Source organism: Pseudoxanthomonas sp. GM95 (genome assembly GCF_900109775.1).
Taxonomy (GTDB): Bacteria; Pseudomonadota; Gammaproteobacteria; order Xanthomonadales; family Xanthomonadaceae; genus Pseudoxanthomonas_A.
Genome location: NZ_FOAX01000001.1, coordinates 1,305,844 through 1,320,271, shown reverse-complemented (window position 1 = coordinate 1,320,271; position 14,428 = coordinate 1,305,844). Strand labels below are relative to the sequence as shown.

Genomic DNA, 14,428 nt, shown 5'->3' with positions numbered 1-14,428 from the left:
ATGAGCGGCTTCAGCCAGAGCGCGGGCGGCCAGCGCTGGCAGTTCGCTGATCTGAAGACCCTGCTGGCCAAGGCGACGCCGGCGCGTTCCGGGGATCGCCTGGCCGGCATCGCCGCCGAGAACGATCGCGAACGCGTGGCCGCGCAAATGGCGCTGGCCGAATTGCCGCTGCGCCATTTCCTCGATGAAGCGGTCATCCCGTACGAGGACGACGAAGTCACGCGTTTGATCATGGACAGCCACGACGCGCAGGCCTTCGCGCCGGTCGCGCATCTGACCGTAGGCGATTTCCGCAACTGGCTGCTGGGCGAGGCGGCAACGGAAACCTCCCTCGCCACGCTGGCGCCCGGCCTCACGCCAGAGATGGTCGCGGCGGTGTCCAAGCTGATGCGCGTGCAGGACCTGGTGCTGGTGGCGCAGAAGACCCGCGTGACCACCGCTTTTCGCAACACGCTCGGCCTGCGCGGACGGCTGTCCACGCGCCTGCAACCCAACCATCCCACCGACGATGCAGCCGGGATCGCTGCGGTGGTCGTCGATGGCCTGCTCTACGGCAACGGCGATGCGGTGATCGGCATCAACCCGGCCAGCGACAGCACGCGCGACATCATCGAACTGCTGAAGATGCTCGACGGCGTGATCCGCGGCTACGAGATCCCGACCCAATCCTGCGTGCTGGCCCACGTGACCACCACGATCGAGGCGATCAACCGCGGCGCGCCGGTGGACCTGGTATTCCAGTCGATTGCCGGGACGGAAGCGGCCAACAGCAGCTTCGGCGTCAACCTCGCATTGCTGCAGGAGGGCCATGACGCCGGGCTCTCACTGAGCCGCGGCAGCGTCGGCGACAACGTGATGTATTTCGAGACCGGGCAAGGCAGCGCGCTGTCGGCCGACGCGCACTTCGGCGTGGACCAGCAGACCTGCGAAGTGCGCGCTTACGCGGTCGCGCGCAAGTTCAAGCCGCTGCTGGTCAACACCGTGGTGGGTTTCATCGGCCCGGAATATCTATACGACGGCAAGCAGATCATCCGCGCTGGGCTGGAGGATCATTTCTGCGGCAAGCTGCTCGGCGTGCCGATGGGCTGCGACATCTGCTACACCAACCATGCCGAAGCCGACCAGGACGACATGGACGTGCTGCTGACCCTGTTGGGCACGGCGGGCATCAATTTCATCATGGGCATCCCGGGCAGCGACGACGTGATGCTCAACTACCAGACGACCTCCTTCCACGATGCGCTATACGCGCGCCAGGTGCTGGGCCTCCGGCCGGCGCCGGAGTTCGAAGCGTGGCTGGAACGCATGGACATCCTCAAGCAGCGCGACGGCCGTTTCCTGCTGGGCGAGGACGTGCCGGCGCCGTTCAAGAAAGCGCTGGCACAGCTGGCATGAACGAACCAAGCGATCCGCGCCCTGCCCGGCTCGATCCGTGGACACAACTGCGGCGGCTGACGCCGGCACGCATCGCCCTGGGGCGCGCCGGCACCAGTTTGCCGACGGCGGCGCAGCTGGATTTCCAGTTCGCCCATGCGCAGGCCCGCGATGCGGTGCATCTGGCCTTCGACGTGGACGGCTTGAAGGAACAGGCGCAGACCCTGGGCCTGGACACCTTGATCCTGCACAGCGCCGCCGAAGATCGACACGTCTACCTGCAACGCCCGGATCTCGGCCGGCGCCTGGATGAGGCTTCTGCTACCGAATTGCGCGGCCGCACCGCCGTGCATGGCGGCCAGCATGATCTGTGCATCGTGGTGGCCGATGGGTTGTCCGCACTGGCCGTGCACGAGCACGCCGGCGCGATGCTGCAACACCTGCAGGCCTACGCCAGCGCGCAATCCTGGTCGCTGGCGCCGGTGTGTTTCGTCGCCCAGGGTCGCGTGGCGGTGGGCGATGAAATCGCCGAGCTGCTAGGCGCACGCCTGTGCGTGGTCCTGATCGGCGAACGCCCCGGCCTGAGTTCACCCGACAGCCTCGGCGCTTACCTCACCTGGGCCCCGCGCGTGGGCCTGACCGACGCCGCCCGCAACTGCATCTCCAACATCCGCGCCGCCGGCCTGTCCTACGACACGGCCATGCACAAACTCGCCTACCTGATGGGCGAAGCGCAGCGACGCCAGCTTTCAGGCGTGAAATTGAAGGATGAGGCGCAGGTCGCGTTGACTTCGGATGCGCCGAGGCCGGGCAACTTTCTGGTCATCGATCCGGATTGAACCGGAGGCACAACATCAATCGCGCATCATCCTCGCGGAAGCGGAAGATCCAGTGCCGTTGCCTTTCCTCACTTAAGGCGCTGGGTTCCCGCCTTCGCGGGAATGACGCTTCACAGTCGTGACCGACGCAGAACGCGCGTCGCAGCGCCTTAGTTCCCGCCTGCCGCTGCACGCCACCCCGTCCACACCAGCGCCAGCGGCTTGGTCGGCGTACTGCCCTGGCCATCGGCGTGCAGGCGCTCCACGCGCTTGCGCAGGACGGCATTGAGGATACGGCGTGGGCGTGGGCCGCCGCTGCGCGCGGGCCAGCGCGCCAGCAGCGCATCGCGCCAACGCGCGGTGTCGGCATGCGGCGGGACTTCCATCCAGCGCGAGAACAGCAGTTGTGCGGCCAGCGCCTCGACGGCCTCGGGCTGGCGCGCGCCGGGAAAGAGGCTGGCTTCGACCTGGGCGATGGCCCGTGCCAACGGCAGGATCAGCGGCAGCGCGGCTTCGGCCGAATCCGGCAGGGCCCGCATCAGCGGCAGCGCAGGCAACGCATCGGCCAGCGTGGCCCAAGGCGCCTGCACCGGCTCCAGCACCCGGCCCAGCGGATGGCGCGAACGGCGCCGCGACCAGTCGCGCAGTTCCTCGCCCCACCAGGCCAGCTTGGCGTCGGCCGGCAGCGGATCGCCGGCGATGTTCATCGCGTCGGCCAGCTCCTGCAGCAGCGCGAACCACGCCACCGCGATCTCGCGCTGCGGCGCTGGCACGAAGTTCTGCACCAGCTGCCATTCCGGCAGGCGGGTGCGCCACTTCTCCAGGAAGCTGTCGAGCGCGGCGGAATTGGACATCAGCGTGCCGCCTGCTGCGGCCAATGGGCCGGATCAAGCAGGTCCGTGGACCGCTCCAGGATCACATCGGCCTGCCAGGCCAGCGGATCGTCGTGGTCCAGGCGATAGCCCCACAGCGCGGCGATGGAAGCCATGCCGGCGCTGCGCGCGGACTGGATATCGCGTTCGTCATCGCCTACGTATACGCAGTCGTCGATCGCCACGTCGAGGCGGCGCGCGGCTTCCTGCAGCGGCAGCGGATGCGGCTTGCGCTCACTCAGGGTGTCGCCGCCGATCAGCACCGCGCAGCGCGTGTCCCAGCCCAGCAGCGGCATCAACGCGCGTGCCAAATATTCGGGCTTGTTGGTGACGATGCCCCAGCGGCTACCAGCGGCTTCCAGCGCGTCCAGCATCGCGGCGATACCGTCGAACAGCACCCCGTGCTTGCCCAGTTCTTCCGCGTAAACACGCAGGAACTCGGGCACCAGCGCGTCGCGCGCTTCCATCGACAGCTCGGGGAATGCCGCGCCGGACATCGCGCGCGCGCCCTTGGACACGTGTGGACGCACGGCATCCAGCGCCAACGGCGCGCGGCCGCGCTCGGCCAGCATGCGGTTGACGGTGGCGACCATGTCCGGCGCGCTGTCCAGCAGCGTGCCGTCCAGATCGAACAGCGCGACGGCGGGAAAGATCGGATCGGACATGCGGGCGGGCTTGCGGCTGGCGTGGAGTGGAACGCGAAGGCTTACGGCTTGATCGCGCAGGCCAGGTAGTTGACCTCGGTACGACGGCTCAGGCGCGCGGCACCGCGCCACGGCTCATAGACCAGGCCGCTGACGTCGGTCATCTGCAGGCCGCACTGGCGCGTCCATGCGGCCAGCTCGGACGGCTTGATGAAATCGGCGTACTTGTGCGTGCCCTTGGGCAGCAGCTTGGCGATGTACTCGGCGCCGATCACGGCCAGCGCGAACGCGGCCGGGGTGCGGTTGAGCGTGGACAGGAACAGCTGGCCGCCTGGCTTGAGCAGGCGCGCGCAGGCTTCGATGATCGCGCCCGGGTCCGGCACGTGCTCCAGCATTTCCATGCAGGTGATGGCGTCGAAACTCTCCGGCGCCTCGTCGGCCAGCACTTCCACCGCCACTTCGCGGTAGTCCACCTCCACGCCGGATTCGAGCTTGTGCAGGCGGGCCACTTTGAGCAGCTCGGGCGACAGGTCGATGGCGGTGACCTGGGCGCCAGCCGCGGCCAGCGCCTCGCTCAGCAGGCCGCCGCCGCAGCCGACATCCAGCACGCGCTTGCCGGCCAGCGGCAGGCGCGTGGACACATATTGCAGGCGCACCGGGTTGAGCGCGTGCAGCGCCTTCTGCGGGCCGTCCGGGTCCCACCAGCGGGTGGCGAGCGCGCCGAACTTGTCCAGCTCGGCCTGATCGAAGTTGCGCGCCGCGGGGCGCTGCGTTGCGGTGGACATGGAAGACTCCGTCACTGATATCGCATGGGGCGCAGGCAGCATGATGCGCCGCGCGCGTGTCTGGCGTGAGGCGGGCTCAGCGCGGGTGCAGGCCGACGATGCGCTGGCGCCACTGGCGCGCGTTGGCGACCACACCGGCCATGTCGATCCCGACCGGCTGGCGATCCACCAGGCGTTCGCGGCCGGCGATCCACACATCGGTCACCTGGTGGCGGCCGGTGGCGTAGACCAACTGCGACACGACATGGTGCAGCGGCTGGGTTTCCAGCGCCGACAGGTCCACGCAGGCGATGTCGGCCTGCTTGCCCACTTCCAGCGAGCCGACCTGGGCGTCGAAACCGATCGCCTTGGCGCCGCCCAGCGTGGCCGCACGCAGCGCCGCGAAGGCGTCCAGCGCGACTGCATCGTTCGCCACGGCCTTGGACAGGATCGCCGCGGTGCGGGTTTCGCTGAACATGTCCAGGTCGTTGTTGGAGGCACAGCCGTCGGTGCCGATGGCCAGGTTTACGCCTGCCCTGGCCAGCGCGCAGGCCGGGCAGAAGCCCGAAGCCAGCTTGAGGTTGGATTCCGGGCAATGGACCACGCTGACGCCGCGCTCGGCGCACAGGTGGATCTCGGCCTCGGTCAGCTGGGTCATGTGCACGGCGATCAGGCGATCGTTGATCAGGCCCATGCGGTCCAGGCGCGCGATCGGGCGCTGGCCGTACTGGTCCAGCGACTGCTGCACTTCCTGCGCGGTCTCGTGCAGGTGCAGGTGCACCGGCACATCCAGCTGATCGGACAGCATCCGCACGCGCTCGAAGTTGGCGTCGTTGACCGTGTACGGCGCATGCGGCGCGAAGGCGGTGGCGATCAGCGGATCGTCGCGCCACTGGTCGTGAACTTCACCGGCACGGTCGAAATATTCGTCGTCGCTGCTGGCCCAGGCGGTCGGGAAATCGATCACCGGCAGGCCGATGCGTGCGCGGAAGCCGTGGTGCTTGTAGGTGGCGGCCTGCACGTCGGGGAAGAAGTAGTTTTCGTTGACGCAGGTGGTGCCGCCGCGCAGCATCTCGGCGATCGCCAGGGTGATGCCGTCGGCGATGAACTCCGGCCCCATCACCGCGCCTTCCACCGGCCAGATGTGCTCCTGCAGCCAGACCTTGAGCGGCAGGTCATCGGCGATGCCGCGCAGCAGCGTCATCGGGTTGTGGGTGTGGGCGTTGACCAAGCCGGGAATCAGCGCGGCCTCGGGCCGCTGCACGGTCTGCTTGGGCGCGAACCGGGTGCGTGCGTCGGCGATCGGCAAGATCGCGACGATCACGCCGTCGCGCACCGCCACGGCGTGCTGCTCCAGCACCACCGCATGCGGCTCCACGGGGACCACGAAACCGGCCTCGATCAACAGGTCACAGGATTCGGGGGCGCCGTTGGATTCGCTCATGCTGTCTCGCTTGGTTGCGCTTGCCGCAGCAGATGCAGCTGGCAAGCAGAAGACCTTCAGGCCGTCATCTTGTTTGGATCGTCATCCCCGCGGAGGCGGGGATCCAGGGACGTTGGCTTTTGGTTGTTTGCCGTGTGCTTTGGTAAACAAGCAACAGCAACAGCAACGTCCCTGGATCCCCGCTTTCGCGGGGATGACGCAGCGGCAAAGGCGTGCGCTATGCGCACGCGCCGCTGCGTCACTTGACGCGGGCGGAGTATTCGCCGGAACGGGTGTCGACGCGGATGATTTCATCCTGGTTGACGAACAGCGGCACGCGCACGACTGCGCCGGTTTCCAGCGTGGCCGGCTTGCCGCCGCCACCGGAGGTGTCACCACGCACGCCCGGGTCGGTCTCGGTGATCTTCAGCTCGACGAAGTTCGGCGGCTGGACCCAGATCGCCGCGCCGTTCCACAGGGTCACGATGCAGGCTTCCTCGCCCTTGAGCCACTTCTCGGCGCCGCCCAGGCCAGCCTTGTCGGCCTGGATCTGCTCGAAGGTTTCCGGATCCATGAAGTGCCAGTACTCGCCATCGCTGTACATGTAGTTCATGTCGGTATCGACCACGTCGGCGGCCTCGACCGAGTCGGTCGCCTTCATGGTCAGTTCGACCACGCGGCCCGAGCGGATGAAGCGGTACTTCATGCGGGTGAAGGCCTGGCCCTTGCCCGGCTTCACGTACTCGGTGTCGGTGATGACAGCCGGTTCGTTGTTGATCAGGATCTTCATCCCGTTCTTGACGTCGTTCATGCCGTAACTGGCCATGGGCAAAACTCCTCGGGTAAGGCAAACCCGCCGCGTGTGGCGACCGGCCGGATACAATAGGGAAGCCCGCCGTAACCGCCGGGCGCTTGTCTTCTGAAGCCACCATGATACCTGCAGCACACGCCTCCAGACAGCCGGCCCCGGCATCGTCCGCCCCGTCCCCTGCCCTTGCCGCCACCGCGCTCCAGCCCAGCGGCTGGCAGCAGGCGCTGCGCGAGGCCGTGCGCGACCCGGCCGAACTGCTGCAGCTGGTGGGCCTGGAGCAGGCCGCGCTGGCGGTCTCGCCGCAGGCGGCGGCGCAATTCCCGCTGCTGGTGCCGCGCGGCTTCGTCGCCCGAATGCGCCACGGCGACCCGCGCGACCCGCTGCTGCGCCAGGTGCTGCCGCTGGACGATGAGATGCGGGTGCTGCCGGGCTTTGGCGTCGATGCGGTTGGCGATGCGGCGGCACGTTCAGCCACCGGCGTCATCCAGAAATACGACGGCCGCGCCCTGCTGGTGTCCACCGGAAGCTGCGCGATCCACTGCCGCTACTGCTTCCGCCGGCATTTCCCCTATGGCGAGGAAACCGCCGCGCGTGGCCACTGGGCCGAGGCGGTGGCCCGCATCCGCGCCGATGCCTCGATCGATGAAGTGATCCTGTCCGGCGGTGACCCGCTGTCGCTGTCCACCGCCAAGCTGGCCGAACTCACCGACGCCCTGGCCGAGATTCCGCACCTCAAGCGCCTGCGCATCCACAGCCGCCTTCCGGTGGTCCTGCCCGAGCGCGTGGACGCGCCACTGCTGCAATGGCTGGCCAGCCTGCCCTGGCCGGTGGCCTTCGTGCTGCACGCCAACCATGCCAACGAGTTCGATGTCCAGGTCGACGCGGCCCTGGCCGCGCTGCGCGGCACGGGCGCGACCCTGCTCAACCAGGCGGTGCTGCTGGCCGGGGTCAACGACAGCGTCGAGGCGCTGGCGGCGCTGTCCGAGCGCGGCTTCGCCGCCGGCGTGCTGCCGTATTACCTGCACCAGCTGGACCGGGTCGAAGGCGTCGCCCACTTCGAGATCAGCGACACCCTGGCCCTGTCGCTGCACGCGCAGCTGGCCGCGCGCCTGTCCGGCTACCTGATCCCACGCCTGGTCCGCGAGATCCCCGGCGATACCGGCAAGCGCGCGCTCTGAGCGCGCCGGCGTGAAACTGCCAAGGCCGTCGATGGCGGCGGCCCGCAGGATGGACGCTCGGTCGGGGTTCCTGTATTAAACGGCCTCCCCCGCCAGAACCCGCGCAATGCAGATCGGCAAAGACACCACCGTCCGACTGATGATCGTCGATGACAGCGGCGAGGCGGCGGAAGCCGTGGTCAGTACGTTCCGCAATGGCGGCATCGCGGTGCGCGCCCTGCGCCCGCTGGACCCGGAAGAATTGACCCAGCAACTGGCCAGCCAGCAGATCGACCTGATCCTGGCCGCCAAGAGCGCACGCGCCATCCCGATGGACACGGTGCTGTCCACGGTGGCGGCCAGCGGCAAGGACATCCCGATCATCGTGATGATCGACGCGCCCGGCGATGCCTCGGTGGTGGACGACCTGGTCCACGGCGCCCGCGCCGTCGCCCTGCGCCCGCGCCAGGACCATCTGCTCAGCGTGCTGCGCACCGAATGGGAAGACCTGGAGGCACGCCGCAGCCTGCGCCGGCTCGAAGCGCAATTGCGCGAAACAGAACGCCGCTGCGATGCGCTGATCGCCTCCTCGCGCGACCCGATCGCCTACGTGCATGAAGGCATGCACATCCGCGCCAACGACGCGTATCTGGAGATGTTCGGCTTCGAGTCCTTCGATGATGTCGAGGGCCTGTCGCTGCTGGATCTGATCGCACCCAAGGACGTCGAAGACTTCAAACAGCTGCTCAAGCGCCTGGGCAAGGGCGAGGCGCCGCCGCCGCGCTACGAGTGCGAGGCCCGCACCCAGGAAGGCGAAGGCTTCCCGGCGGTGATGGAATTCGCCACGGCCACCTATGAAGGCGAGGCCTGCGTGCAGGTGGTGTTCCGGCGACGCGAGCTGGATACCGAACTGGCCCGCGAAGTCGAGGACCTGCGCCAGCGCGACGTGGTCACCGGCCTGCTCAACCGCCCGACGTTCCTGCATGCGCTGGAAGACGCCGTGGCCGAAGTTGGCCAGGGCGAAGACGTGCAGTACGGCCTGCTGCTGGTCGAACCGGATCATTACGCGCGCCTGCTGCCGGACATCGGCCTGGACGCAGCCGATGCGCTGATCGCGGCGATGGCCGCCAGATTCGTCGAGGCGCTCGACCCGGACATGGTCTCGGCGCGCTTCACTGAACACGGCTTCGCCGTGCTGTGCCGCTGCAGTCACCTGCGCACGGCCGAGCTGGCCGAGGCGCTGCGTGCGGCCTTCGCCTCGCACGTCTTCGAGATCGGCAGCCGCTCGGTCACCGCCACGCTCAGCGTCGGCGGCGTCCAGATCGGCGAGAAGATCGCCAGCGTCAACCAGGTCCTGGCGCGCGCCAGCGAAAACCTGCAGTCGGCCGCCAACCTGGGCGGCAACAGCGTGCAGATCTTCGATCCGGGCGCGGTCGACCGCGCCGAGGAAGAACGCGTCGCGCGGATCCTGGGCTTCGTCCGCCACGCGCTGTCCGATGAAGGCTTCCTGCTGCACTACCAGCCGATCATTCCGCTGATGGGCGAGCCGGGCGATTTCTACGAGGCCTTCCTGCGCCTGGAAACCGTGGGCGGCGAGAAGATCAAGCCGGTCACCTTCCTGGCCATTGCCGAGGAAGCCGGCCTGCTGGACGACATCGACCGTTGGGTGGTCAGCCGCGCCATCGCCGCGCTCGGCGAGCGCGAACGCGCCGGCCGCCCGACCCGGCTGATGGTCAAGGTCAGCCAGGCCTCATTCGGCGATGCGCGCTTGATCGAGGTGATCGCCCGCGAGCTGGCCTTCCACGGCGTGCCCGGCGAGCGCCTGTGGCTGGAAACCACCGAGGCCAAGGTCTTCACCCATCTGCGTAGCGCCCAGGAGTTCCTCGAAGCGGCCAGCAAGCTCGGCTGCAAGGTCGGGCTGGAGCAGTTCGGCACGGGGCTGGATTCGTTCCAGCTGTTGGCGCACTTCACCCCGGCCTTCCTCAAGCTTGACCGCAGTTACAGCCAGGACCAGGCCCGCGCCACCGAAAGCCAGGACAAGATCCGCGAGATCACCGCCCGCGCCCAGCGCGACGGCATGACCACGATTGCCGAGCACATCCAGGACCCGGCCACGATGTCGCTGCTGTTCGGCGCCGGCCTGGATTACGTTGAAGGCCACTTCATCGGCCAAGCCACGCCGGAGATGACGTTCGACTTCAACGCCTGAGCGCAGCCGGCGCCCGTGCAAGAAAAAGCCCGCCTGGTAGGCGGGCTTTTCGTTTGCGTCGATGCGTTGGCGCGCCGATTACATCACCGTGCCGGTGGTCTGCTGCGCGGCACGCAGCGCGGCGATACGCTCGGGCAGCGGCGGATGGCTCAGGAACAGCTTCTTCAGGCCCTGGCCCATGCCACCGGCGATACCGAACGCCTCGACCTGCGCCGGCAGCGTGCTGGTGCTGTGATTGGCCTGCAGGCGCTCCAGCGCGGCGATCATCTTCTGGCGACCGGCCAGGGTGGCGCCACCGTGGTCGGCGCGGAACTCGCGGCGACGCGAGTACCACATGGCGATCATGGTCGCGAACAGGCCCAGCACCATCTCCAGCAAGAACACGATGATGTAGTAGGCAAAACCGCGGCTGTTGTTCTCGCGATTGCCCGACAGGTAGCTGTCGATCACCCCGCCCAGCACACGCGCCAGCACGATCACGAAGGTGTTCAGCACGCCCTGCAGCAGCGCCATGGTCACCATGTCGCCGTTGGCCACGTGGCTGACTTCATGGGCCAGCACGGCCTCGGCTTCGTCGCGGCTCATCTGCTGCAGCAGGCCGGTGGACACGGCCACCAGGGAATTGTTGCGGCTGGCGCCGGTGGCGAAGGCGTTGATCTCCGGCGCTTCATACACGGCGACCTCGGGCATGCCGATGCCGGCCGCTTCGGCCTGGCGGCGCACGGTCTGCACCAGCCACTGCTCGGCCTCGTTGCGCGGGGTCTCGATCACCATCGCGCCGGTGGCGCGCTTGGCCATCCACTTGGACATCAGCAGCGAGATGAGCGAGCCACCGAAACCGAAGATCGCGCCCATCACCAGCAGGCCGGCCATGCTGGCCGAATTGACGCCAAGCAGCGACATCACGACGCTGGCCAGCGCAAGCACGGCCAGGTTGGTCAGCATGAAAAGAGCGATGCGGGTAAACACGGTGGACTCCGGAAAAGAATTGGGGGGTGAACCTGTGGCAAATCTTGTGGACGCGACCGATCGACTTCAAGCTGCAAGCTGACCGCGCGTTCAGCCGTCCATGCCGATTTTCCACCACGTCCCTGCCATGCCTGCCTCGCCTTACCGCGGTCGTTTTGCCCCTTCGCCCACCGGCTTGTTGCATGCCGGATCGCTGCTGGCTGCGTTCGGCAGCTGGCTGCTGGCACGCCATGCGCAGGGCCAATGGCTGGTGCGCGTGGAAGACCTCGACCCCCCGCGCGAAGTTGCAGGCGCAGCGCGCGCGCAGCTGGAAATGCTGGGAAATCTTGGCCTGCACGGCGATGCGCCCGTGCTGTGGCAGCACAACCGGCACGACGCGTACGAAGCGGCATTGAAACAGCTGCTGGACGCCGGACTGGCGTTCGAATGCCACTGCAGTCGCAGCGATCTGGCTGCCACCGGCGGCATCCACCAGCGCTGCGTGGCGCGCGTCAGACGCGCCGATCCTGCCGTCCGTCTGCGCGTTGGCGGTGACAGCATTGTCACCTTCCAGGACGGGCTCCAAGGCGCGCAACGACAGGATGTGCAGGCCGAGGTTGGCGATTTCGTCCTGCGCCGCGCTGACGGCTGCTGGGCCTACCAGTTGGCAGTTGTGGTGGACGACGCTTACCAGGGCATCACCGATGTCGTGCGCGGCGCGGACCTGCTCGATTCCACCCCGCGCCAGATCCTGTTGCAGCGCGCGCTCGGCCTGCCGACGCCGCGCTACCTGCACCTGCCGCTGCTGCTGGATGCGCAGGGGCACAAGCTGTCCAAGTCCGACGCGGCCACGCCGCTGGATGCCGACCACGCGCTGCCGCAGTTGCGCGCCACGTGGGCGCTGCTGGGACAAGCGCCGGCCGCGCTGGACGCTGCCGATTCGCTCAGCCGGACGCTTCAGCTTGCGCTGCAGCACTTCGATCCGGCCGCGCTGCCGGCGCAACGGCAGATTTACGCTGCGCCGCACAACAGGGTTGCGACCGGCGCTGACTAGAATTCACCCGACATTGACGCCTTCCACTGCGACTCCCCACATGACATCCCGCGTTGCACTCGTCACCGGTGGCACCGGTGGCATCGGCACGGCCATCTGCCGCAAGCTGGCCACTCTCGGACACCGCGTCGCCACCAACTACCGCGACCACGACCGCGCCCTCGACTGGCAGCAGAAGATGCGCGCCGAAGGCCTGGAAATCCTGCTGGTGCCTGGCGACGTGTGCTTCGCCGACCAGGCCCAGGCGATGGTCGATGAAGTCACCGCGCAACTTGGCCCGGTCGAGATACTGGTCAACAACGCCGGCATCACCCGCGACACCACCTTCCACAAGATGGAAGCGCAGCAGTGGAACGAGGTGATCGACACCAACCTCAACTCGGTGTTCAACATGACCCGCCCGGTGATCGGCGGCATGCGCGACCGTCGCTGGGGCCGGATCATCCAGATCAGCTCGATCAACGGGCAGAAGGGCCAGTACGGCCAGGCCAACTACGCCGCGGCCAAGGCCGGCATGCACGGCTTCACGATCTCGCTCGCGCAGGAAAACGCCAAGTTCGGCATCACCGTCAACACCGTCTCGCCCGGCTACATCGGCACCGACATGGTGATGGCCGTGCCCGAGGATGTGCGCAACAAGATCGTCGCCCAGATCCCCACCGGCCGCCTGGGCACGCCGGAGGACATCGCCTACTCGGTGGCGTTCTTCACCGCCGAAGAAGCGGCCTGGATCACCGGCGCCAACCTATCGGCCAACGGCGGGCAATACATGGGCTGGTGACCACCCGTGATGCCCAGGTGAAAGAACGTGTCGGGGCGCACATCAGGCACGGACCGTCCGAACCTGGAACGCTCCAAAAGTATGGTTGCGCTGCAAAAAACGCAGGCGCATGCTCCGCGCACATGGATTGAGGTGACCGCAACATGGCTGCGACCCGAATCATCAAGAAGTATCCCAACCGTCGTCTCTACGACACCGAAATCTCCAGCTACATCACCATCGAGGACGTGCGCCAGCTGATCGTCGATGGCGAGGAATTCGAGGTCCGCGATGCCAAGAGTGGCGAGGACCTGACACGCCTGGTGCTGCTGCAGATCATCAGCGAGCAGGAGCAGGACGGCGAGCCGGTGCTCTCCACCCAGCTGCTCAGCCAGATCATCCGGTTCTATGGCGATTCGCTGCAGGGCTTCATGGGCAACTACCTGGAGCGCAGCATGCAGATCTTCATGGATCAGCAGTCGCAGTTCCGCCAGCAGATGGGCAACCTGCTGGGCCAGACGCCGTGGACCATGATGAACCAGCTGACCGAGCGCAACCTGGAAATCTGGCAGGAATTCCAGCGCAACATGACCGCCGGCATGGGCCGTCCGACCGCGCGGCCGACGCCGTCTTCGTCGTCGACCTCCAAGGAACCGCCGCAGCGCGAGCCGAACAAGTCGCGACGCTCCTGAAGCGCGTTGCGACTTGAGCAACTCCGGCCCGCCTCACAGCGGGTTTTTTGTGGCCGGCGCGTTGGCGCCACCACGTGTCGTGTGAGGGCAACACGGCGATCAGCACTCCGCGGAACGCCAAGCGCCGTCCGTTCTTCTTCAAGGTTCAAGACTGCATGACCCCACGCATCGCACTGGTCACCGGCGGCATCGGTGGCCTGGGCACGGCCATCTGCCGCGCCCTAACTGACGCCGGCCACACCGTCGTGGCCACCGACCTGCCCGCCAGCGCCGAGCGCCTGCAGGCGTTCACCGAGGCCACGGCAGGCAAGGTGCACTTCGAACCGGCCGACGTGGGCGACGACGCGCAATGCGCCGACCTGGTCGCACGCGTGCAAGCGCGGTTCGGCGCGTTGGACGTGCTGGTCAACAACGCCGGCATCACCCGTGATGCGACGCTGCGCAAGATGGACATGGCGCAGTGGAACGCGGTGCTGCAGGTCAACCTCACCAGCGCGTTCCAGCTGTGCCATCACGCTATCGACGGCATGATCGCGCGCGGCTTCGGGCGCATCGTCAACATTAGTTCGGTCAGCGGCCAGACCGGCAATTTCGGCCAGGCCAACTACGCCGCGGCCAAGGCCGGCTTGCACGGCCTGACCATGTCGCTGGCACGCGAAGTCGCGTCGAAGGGTGTCACCGTCAACAGCGTCTCGCCTGGCTACGTGCGCACGCCGATGACCGCCGCCATGCCCGACGCGGTGCTGCAGAAAACCCAGTCCGCGGTGCCGGTCGGCCGCCTGGGTGAACCGGCAGACATCGCCCGCGCGGTGCGATTCTTCTGCGAGGAAGACGCCGGCTACATCACCGGTGCCAACCTGCCGGTCAACGGCGGCTTGTACATGGGCTTCTAAGCCCGATCC

At 67.5% G+C, this 14,428-nt stretch carries 14 protein-coding genes; 8 read left to right on the top strand and 6 right to left on the bottom strand.

The window, feature by feature from the left end:
• Entirely contained in the window at positions 1-1,395 is a 1,395-nt protein-coding gene (locus BMZ17_RS06300; protein WP_093137255.1) for an ethanolamine ammonia-lyase subunit EutB, read from the top strand.
• On the top strand, positions 1,392-2,213 hold the full coding sequence (eutC, locus tag BMZ17_RS06295) for an ethanolamine ammonia-lyase subunit EutC (protein WP_093137252.1): 822 nt from the start codon (positions 1,392-1,394) through the stop codon (positions 2,211-2,213). Before BMZ17_RS06300 ends, eutC begins: the two co-directional genes overlap by 4 nt.
• 149 nt (positions 2,214-2,362) lie before the next feature.
• Here eutC and BMZ17_RS06290 read toward each other — a convergent pair whose 3' ends face one another.
• The 5 genes from BMZ17_RS06290 to efp form a co-directional block, all read right to left on the bottom strand.
• A complete protein-coding gene (locus BMZ17_RS06290; RefSeq protein ID WP_093138076.1) occupies positions 2,363-3,046 on the bottom strand; it encodes a phytoene/squalene synthase family protein in 684 nt (227 codons plus the stop codon).
• Positions 3,046-3,729, bottom strand: a complete 684-nt coding sequence (locus BMZ17_RS06285) for a phosphoglycolate phosphatase (RefSeq protein ID WP_093137249.1) — start codon at positions 3,727-3,729, stop codon at positions 3,046-3,048. The genes BMZ17_RS06290 and BMZ17_RS06285 overlap by 1 nt, the downstream gene beginning before the upstream one ends.
• Before the next feature lie 41 nt (positions 3,730-3,770).
• On the bottom strand, positions 3,771-4,493 hold the full coding sequence (ubiG, locus tag BMZ17_RS06280; protein ID WP_093137246.1) for a bifunctional 2-polyprenyl-6-hydroxyphenol methylase/3-demethylubiquinol 3-O-methyltransferase UbiG: 723 nt from the start codon (positions 4,491-4,493) through the stop codon (positions 3,771-3,773).
• A gap of 76 nt (positions 4,494-4,569) precedes the next feature.
• Positions 4,570-5,916: a TRZ/ATZ family hydrolase gene (locus BMZ17_RS06275; RefSeq protein WP_093137244.1), complete on the bottom strand. Its 1,347-nt coding sequence runs from the start codon at positions 5,914-5,916 to the stop codon at positions 4,570-4,572.
• A 238-nt stretch (positions 5,917-6,154) separates the two neighbouring features.
• Positions 6,155-6,721, bottom strand: a complete 567-nt coding sequence (efp, locus tag BMZ17_RS06270) for an elongation factor P (protein ID WP_093137242.1) — start codon at positions 6,719-6,721, stop codon at positions 6,155-6,157.
• Positions 6,722-6,825: 104 nt separating this feature from the next.
• On the opposite strand from efp, the gene epmB reads away from it, so the two are divergent.
• Together epmB and BMZ17_RS06260 are read left to right on the top strand one after the other, a co-directional pair.
• Positions 6,826-7,884, top strand: coding sequence for an EF-P beta-lysylation protein EpmB (epmB, locus tag BMZ17_RS06265; RefSeq protein ID WP_093137240.1), 1,059 nt, complete (start codon positions 6,826-6,828; stop codon positions 7,882-7,884).
• A gap of 106 nt (positions 7,885-7,990) precedes the next feature.
• Positions 7,991-10,072, top strand: a complete 2,082-nt coding sequence (locus tag BMZ17_RS06260; protein WP_093137238.1) for an EAL domain-containing response regulator — start codon at positions 7,991-7,993, stop codon at positions 10,070-10,072.
• A 78-nt stretch (positions 10,073-10,150) separates the two neighbouring features.
• Here the strand turns inward: BMZ17_RS06260 and htpX are convergent, their stop codons facing one another.
• On the bottom strand, positions 10,151-11,041 hold the full coding sequence (htpX, locus tag BMZ17_RS06255; protein WP_093137236.1) for a protease HtpX: 891 nt from the start codon (positions 11,039-11,041) through the stop codon (positions 10,151-10,153).
• Positions 11,042-11,168: 127 nt separating this feature from the next.
• Here htpX and gluQRS point away from each other — a divergent pair, with 127 nt between their 5' ends.
• The 4 genes from gluQRS (at position 11,169) to phbB (BMZ17_RS06235) (ending at position 14,419) form a co-directional block, all read left to right on the top strand.
• Positions 11,169-12,074, top strand: coding sequence for a tRNA glutamyl-Q(34) synthetase GluQRS (gluQRS, locus tag BMZ17_RS06250; protein ID WP_093137234.1), 906 nt, complete (start codon positions 11,169-11,171; stop codon positions 12,072-12,074).
• A 40-nt stretch (positions 12,075-12,114) separates the two neighbouring features.
• Positions 12,115-12,855 (top strand): acetoacetyl-CoA reductase, encoded by a 741-nt coding sequence (gene phbB / locus BMZ17_RS06245; protein ID WP_093137232.1) that lies wholly within the window; start codon positions 12,115-12,117, stop codon positions 12,853-12,855.
• 143 nt (positions 12,856-12,998) lie between these two features.
• A complete protein-coding gene (gene phaR / locus BMZ17_RS06240) occupies positions 12,999-13,526 on the top strand; it encodes a polyhydroxyalkanoate synthesis repressor PhaR (protein ID WP_093137230.1) in 528 nt (175 codons plus the stop codon).
• Between the two features lie 155 nt (positions 13,527-13,681).
• Entirely contained in the window at positions 13,682-14,419 is a 738-nt protein-coding gene (gene phbB, locus BMZ17_RS06235) for an acetoacetyl-CoA reductase (protein WP_093137228.1), read from the top strand.
• The last annotated feature ends 9 nt before the right edge of the window (positions 14,420-14,428 follow it).

Bases quoted from the DNA above. Each gene is read 5' to 3' on its own strand.
- BMZ17_RS06300 (WP_093137255.1), top strand. From the start codon at position 1: ATGAGCGGCTTCAGCCAGAGCGCGGGCGGCCAGCGCTGGCAGTTCGCT.
- eutC (WP_093137252.1), top strand. From the start codon at position 1,392: ATGAACGAACCAAGCGATCCGCGCCCTGCCCGGCTCGATCCGTGGACA.
- BMZ17_RS06290 (WP_093138076.1), bottom strand. From the start codon at position 3,046: ATGTCCAATTCCGCCGCGCTCGACAGCTTCCTGGAGAAGTGGCGCACC.
- BMZ17_RS06285 (WP_093137249.1), bottom strand. From the start codon at position 3,729: ATGTCCGATCCGATCTTTCCCGCCGTCGCGCTGTTCGATCTGGACGGC.
- ubiG (WP_093137246.1), bottom strand. From the start codon at position 4,493: ATGTCCACCGCAACGCAGCGCCCCGCGGCGCGCAACTTCGATCAGGCC.
- BMZ17_RS06275 (WP_093137244.1), bottom strand. From the start codon at position 5,916: ATGAGCGAATCCAACGGCGCCCCCGAATCCTGTGACCTGTTGATCGAG.
- efp (WP_093137242.1), bottom strand. From the start codon at position 6,721: ATGGCCAGTTACGGCATGAACGACGTCAAGAACGGGATGAAGATCCTG.
- epmB (WP_093137240.1), top strand. From the start codon at position 6,826: ATGATACCTGCAGCACACGCCTCCAGACAGCCGGCCCCGGCATCGTCC.
- BMZ17_RS06260 (WP_093137238.1), top strand. From the start codon at position 7,991: ATGCAGATCGGCAAAGACACCACCGTCCGACTGATGATCGTCGATGAC.
- gluQRS (WP_093137234.1), top strand. From the start codon at position 11,169: ATGCCTGCCTCGCCTTACCGCGGTCGTTTTGCCCCTTCGCCCACCGGC.
- phbB (WP_093137232.1), top strand. From the start codon at position 12,115: ATGACATCCCGCGTTGCACTCGTCACCGGTGGCACCGGTGGCATCGGC.
- phaR (WP_093137230.1), top strand. From the start codon at position 12,999: ATGGCTGCGACCCGAATCATCAAGAAGTATCCCAACCGTCGTCTCTAC.
- phbB (WP_093137228.1), top strand. From the start codon at position 13,682: ATGACCCCACGCATCGCACTGGTCACCGGCGGCATCGGTGGCCTGGGC.